At 49.1% G+C, this 4,307-nt stretch carries 4 protein-coding genes; 1 reads left to right on the top strand and 3 read right to left on the bottom strand.

Translation table 11 applies throughout. From position 1 onward, the window contains the following. Window positions 1–70: 70 nt before the first annotated feature. Window positions 71–1,138: an endo-1,4-beta-xylanase gene (locus tag LKK83_RS19925; protein WP_324633057.1), complete on the top strand. Its 1,068-nt coding sequence runs from the start codon at window positions 71–73 to the stop codon at window positions 1,136–1,138. Between the two features lie 229 nt (window positions 1,139–1,367). Here LKK83_RS19925 and LKK83_RS19920 read toward each other — a convergent pair whose 3' ends face one another. The 3 genes from LKK83_RS19920 to grxC form a co-directional block, all read right to left on the bottom strand. Continuing rightward, a complete protein-coding gene (locus LKK83_RS19920; protein WP_324633056.1) occupies window positions 1,368–2,528 on the bottom strand; it encodes a Gfo/Idh/MocA family protein in 1,161 nt (386 codons plus the stop codon). A gap of 134 nt (window positions 2,529–2,662) precedes the next feature. After that, on the bottom strand, window positions 2,663–3,643 hold the full coding sequence (gene gshB, locus LKK83_RS19915) for a glutathione synthase (protein ID WP_324633055.1): 981 nt from the start codon (window positions 3,641–3,643) through the stop codon (window positions 2,663–2,665). A gap of 201 nt (window positions 3,644–3,844) precedes the next feature. Beyond that, window positions 3,845–4,111 carry a glutaredoxin 3 gene (grxC, locus tag LKK83_RS19910; RefSeq protein ID WP_324633054.1) on the bottom strand — a complete coding sequence of 89 codons (267 nt, stop codon included), beginning with the start codon at window positions 4,109–4,111 and terminating at the stop codon, window positions 3,845–3,847. Window positions 4,112–4,307: the final 196 nt, after the last annotated feature.

Below are 4,307 nucleotides of genomic sequence, written 5' to 3'. Positions count from 1 at the left end.
GGGGGAGAACTCCTCCCTACGCATAAATGACGAGGGTTTCCGTTCTCCCCCTTACCAACCCTAATTTCTGATGAGAGTAAAACGCACACTCTGGCTGTTGTTGCTGCTTGTGCTAGCTACGGCAGGAATCCTGTGGATGGGGCAAATTTCTCAGCTGCAAGATACTGGGGAATCGTTGCGATCGCTTGCTGCTACCCAGGGGATCTCTATAGGTGCGGCGGTACCCTATCGCCCCCTAGAGGAAAACCCCATGTATCGCAGGGTTCTAGCGCGCGAGTTCAACATGGTCACGCTAGAAAATGCGATGAAATTCGGTCTGCTGAGTCCTCAGCCCCAGGTGTATGATTTTTCCAAAAGCGATGCGATCGTGGAGTTTGCGCTTTCCCATGAGATGCAGGTGCGCGGTCATACCCTAGTGTGGCATAGGATGCAACCAGAATGGTTGACTGAGGGGGAATTTACGCGGGATGAATATATCGACATCGTGCGATCGCATATTCAAACCGTGCTGGGTCGCTATAAAAGCAAAATTGCCGTGTGGGATGTAGTCAATGAAGCGATCGGCGATGATGGCAACTTCCGAGATACCATTTGGTTGCGCGGCATCGGTCCGGAATACGTAGAAATGGCTTTTCAATGGGCGCATGAAGTAGATCCGGATGCCCTGCTCTTCTATAATGACTATGGCGGCGAAGGACGAGGGAAAAAATCCGATGCCATTTATAACTTCGTCAAAGATTTGCGCCAACGCGGCATCCCCATTGATGGCGTGGGTCTGCAAATGCACATCTGGAATGTGGACAAATTCCCAGATCCGCAAAAGGTGGCGCAAAATATGCAGCGACTCGGAGAATTGGGCCTAGAGGTTCAAATTACCGAGATGGATGTGGGACTTCACAAAGGCAAGGGCACCCTGGAAGAAAAATTAGCCTCCCAAGCCAAACTTTACGGCGATATGCTGCAAGTTTGCTTGGATGCCAGCAATTGCGAAGCATTCGTGCTCTGGGGATTTACCGACGCTCATTCATGGATGAGACAAATTGAAGATAACCCCAATTATCCTTTAATTTTTGATGAATCCTTTAAACCAAAACCGTCTTATTATGCCCTTCAAGCGGTCTTGCGAAGAAACAATTAAATTTCCATTATAGCATAAAGATTGCCGATTGTCGCGCTATTGTTTCCAGTTATAGCATTACCCCTAGATTGCTTTGATTGCGACTAAATCTATCTAAAAATAGCCGAGTGAATGCCCGAAGAAGGGGATAGATTGCCTAAGGTGGAAGCAGTGGACTTCCACATTAGGCCAAACAGGAATTTAACGATCGCCGTTCACCGATCGAGACACAGACAGGGAAGAGAGATCGCTATCCACCCGCCATAAATGCCTCAATTGTCGGGATCTCAACAAATCTGCCAGTGGCGTGGGATTCATGGGTACTATCCATCAAAAGCTGAGAATACACCCCGTCTAACAACGACGGCGCGGATGCTTTTGCGGCATCAATTCCGCGCACCCAGTTGTCGATCGTGCGGATAAACGGCGCAATGCGTCCATCGGGATAAGTTTTCTCAAATGCGAGACGTGACGGGATTTCGAGCTCAGTCAACTCTTCTCCTGCGGGTGCCCCCCACAGTTTAAACCCATGCACGTAATCTTTCAGATTGTCGCTACCGAGGATCAAGGTACCGCGATCGCCATACACTTCCACCCAATGGCCCCTGCCGCCATAGGTTGCGGAACTCAAGGTAATTTGCACCGGGGTACCATCCCTCAGTTGTAGCATCAACATCCCCGTATCGTCCGCATCCACCGGTTTGAGTTGGCCCCCTGCGGCGGGATCCGGGCGCTGTGCCACTGCGGTACTCAGATGCCCACACAAACGACCCACTGGGCCAAACAACCAGGGAATATAATCGAAACTGTGGGATCCGATCGCCCCCAATGCGCCACCGCCTTTGTCTTTTTGCGCGTACCAATTCCAAGCGCGGTTGGCATCGGCGCGGGAAGCAACCAACCAATCCACCTTAATCAACCGCAGTGTGCCACAATATCCCTGTTCTAACAGTTCCTTCAACCGCTGCCATGCGGGAACGAAGCGAAATTCAAAATCCATCGCCGTTACCACATTTTTATCTGTGGCAATTTGATATAATTCTTTTGCTTCACTTGCCGATAAAGTTGTCGGTTTTTCCAATAACAAGTGCTTTCCGGCGGCTAAAATCGGTTTAGCCATTTCATAATGCAAAAAAGGGGGCGTGGAAATACTCACCGCCTCCAGATTTTCCATCTTGGCAATATCCTCAATGGTATTGACCGCAAAGGGAATATCATTGGTTTTGGCGATCGCCTCTGCTTTATCGATATCGCGATGATACACCGCCACCACTTCAGTGCGCGGATGGTCTTTAAATCCCGGAATGTGAACCTTTTGGCCGAACCCGGTTCCCACAATAGCGACGCGAACGGTTCCTTGACCTTCTGCTGTCGTTAGATTAGACGCTCCTCGAGTGGATGAATAGCTCATAACCTTCTCAAAACACAGTGAACAACAATATCCCTTGGATGGGAAAGACGAGGTAAAAATTAGCTTTTCCTCATTTTCCCCCGCATTTCTTCAACAAATAAAACCCGTGAAATTTCCGATTTTTTGATGACTGTTTATTTTAACTTAGAGACATAATTTTCCACCCATTCAATGACTTTATCCCCCAAGCGATAACCATCGGGTTGGTATTTGTCAATTTCTCGCAGACCTGTGGGACTGGTGACATTGACTTCGGTTAAATAGCCGCCGATGACATCAAGACCGACGAAATATAAGCCATCTTCGCGCAGTTTCGGGGCGACTTCGGTGCAGATTTGACGTTCGCGATCGGTGATTGCGGTTTTGACAGCTTTACCGCCAACTGCCATGTTGCCGCGAAATTCAGTGCCGCTAGGGACGCGATTCACCGCGCCAATCGGTTCGCCATTGAGGAGGATAATTCGTTTGTCCCCTTGACGCGCTTCGGGCAAATAGGTTTGCACCATCACCGGTTCTTTACCGTTTTTGGTACTGATTTCTATCAATGAGTTTAAGTTAGAATCGTTTGGTTGCAAGAATAAAATACCTTCTCCTGCTTTTCCGCCTAATGGCTTTAGCACGCCGGCTCCTTTTCGCTCTACAAAATCGCGAATGACGGATTTGGTTTGACTGACAATGGTTTCGGGAATGACGTTGGTAAACTGGAGGGCGTACATTTTTTCATTTGCGGCCCGCAGTCCCCGGGGGGAATTCATCGTCAGGGTTTTTGTCGGGTCGATATAGTCGAGAATGTAGGTGGCGTAGAGATAGGGAATGGTGACGGGTGGATCGGTTCGCATGAAGAGTGCATCCATCTGTTCGAGTGGATATAGTCGGTCTGGTTTGATTTCGTACCAGGGATCTGCTGCGATCCAGCGTTCGTCTACTCGTTCCACGGGGTTCAGGGATACGCGCTCTAAAAGCGCCCATGCTTTGCCATCCACTACGCTGAGTTGGTCCGCTTGGGTTATCCACAGTTCGTGTCCCCGAGCTTGGGCGGATTCCATCAGTGCGATGCTGGTGTCGTGGGTGGGATCGAGTTTCTCGATTGGATCTACGATCGAAACAATTTTCACGCCTGTTCCCCTCTGTAATTTGCAATCATGCGGTTTCGCTGATAACCTTCATTAATTTATCAGAAGCGAAAGCGCCTGGGGTAGTTTGCGATCGCCATCATCAGTGCGATCGTGGTTTGTCATTTGTTGTTTGTCAGGGGAAAGAAAATAGCGATCGCGCATTTGGGGCGATCGCTATTGTGACTGTTCCCCGGGGAAGGACTAGGCGGATGGCTGGAGCATTGGATCCAATTTGTCTTCCGAGTTCAGAGCGTACAGTTCGTCGCTACCGCCAATGTGGCGATCGCTAATGAAGATTTGGGGCAGCGATCGGCGTCCATTGGCGCGTTTTGCCATTTCTTCGCGCGCTTCGTCATCTCCATCAATGCAGTATTCCTGATACTCTACGCCTTTGCGATCCAACAGTGCTTTTGCCCGCATGCAAAAAGGGCACCAGCTCCAAGTATAGATTTCAACTTTGGGGGTCATAGTGGGTTTCTCGATATTTAGCAACTTATTCTGGCTTTAATTTTATCTTGATACTCCCTACGGATAAATCCGAGGGATTCTTAAAGAGTCCAAAGTCGGACTTTTAAAGGCGCAATCAACACACCCCTACTGACTCCATTGAGATTGAACCCCAATTTTGCCGCTACTTTTCTCAAAATATTTGCTGCCGCATTGC

Source organism: Phormidium sp. CCY1219 (assembly GCF_035615515.1).
Taxonomy (GTDB): domain Bacteria; phylum Cyanobacteriota; class Cyanobacteriia; order Cyanobacteriales; family Laspinemataceae; genus CCY1219.
The sequence above is the reverse complement of the archived record's forward strand: the minus strand, read 5'-3'. Positions and strand labels throughout refer to the sequence as shown.